This is a genomic window from Escherichia sp. WS1451 (genome assembly GCF_046487365.1).
Taxonomy (GTDB): domain Bacteria; phylum Pseudomonadota; class Gammaproteobacteria; order Enterobacterales; family Enterobacteriaceae; genus Escherichia; species Escherichia coli.
In genome coordinates, this window is the sequence record NZ_JBJQJP010000073.1 from 1 (window position 1) to 891 (window position 891).

Sequence of the window (891 nt, forward strand, 5' to 3'; positions counted from 1 at the left end):
AGAATGATGTCACGCTGAAAATGCCGGCCTTTGAATGGGTTCATGTGCAGCTCCATCAGCAAAAGGGGATGATAAGTTTATCACCACCGACTATTTGCAACAGTGCCGTCCTGCGAATATGTGAGTTTTGACCTAATGAGCCACAAAAACTCATTTTCGCCCACGATAATTTTTCTACTTCCTTTCTTTGGAATGCTCATTTCAATATTCACATAACGTCGCTATCAATCGCGGAAAAGGCGTAGTGCGCGAAGCGAACGAAGCTTTTTGCCGTCGATTGCATAGCTTTGTTAACCCTTTTTCCAAATTTGATAGCAATAGTTAATGTTTGAAGTAAAGTGTTGCTCAAAAACAACTTCGAAGGTATTTGGAATACTCGGGAAGAAAACATCCCCCTCTGGCTCGATGTCGATCGTCGATAAGTGGAGCGTAGAGGCCATGGGTAATGTTTCTCGGTAAATTTCTCCGCCACCAGACACTATAACGTGACCGGTGAATTCAGCTAGCCTGTCCATGGCCTCTTCGATTGACTGAAATACAACTACATTGTCATCATTTGATGTCCAACCTGAGCGGGTAACGACCGCGTATTTCCTATTGGGGAGTGCGCCCATAGATTCAAACGTCTTGCGACCCACCAGAAGCCACTGATTGTAGGTCAATGCTTTAAAAAGTAGCTGCTCCCCTTTCGCGGACCAGGGTATGTCTGGACCGCAACCAATCACGCCGTTTTTCGCTTTCGCAGCCATCAATGATACTTTCAAGGTTCTCATCCTGGGTTAACGCTTGAGTTAAGCCGCGCCGCGAAGCGGCGTCGGCTTGAACGAATTGTTAGACATTATTTGCCGACTACCTTGGTGATCTCGCCTTTCACGTAGTGAACAAATTCTT

The 891-nt window shown here is 45.9% G+C and carries 1 protein-coding gene and 1 pseudogene; both read right to left on the minus strand.

Annotation, left to right across the window (positions count from 1 at the left end; translation table 11 throughout):
- Positions 1-290: 290 nt before the first annotated feature.
- Entirely contained in the window at positions 291-764 is a 474-nt protein-coding gene (dfrA14, locus tag ACJHX7_RS26190) for a trimethoprim-resistant dihydrofolate reductase DfrA14 (RefSeq protein WP_004201280.1), read from the minus strand.
- A 27-nt stretch (positions 765-791) separates the two neighbouring features.
- Positions 792-891: pseudogene (locus ACJHX7_RS26195) on the minus strand (ANT(3'')-Ia family aminoglycoside nucleotidyltransferase); the annotation flags it as partial.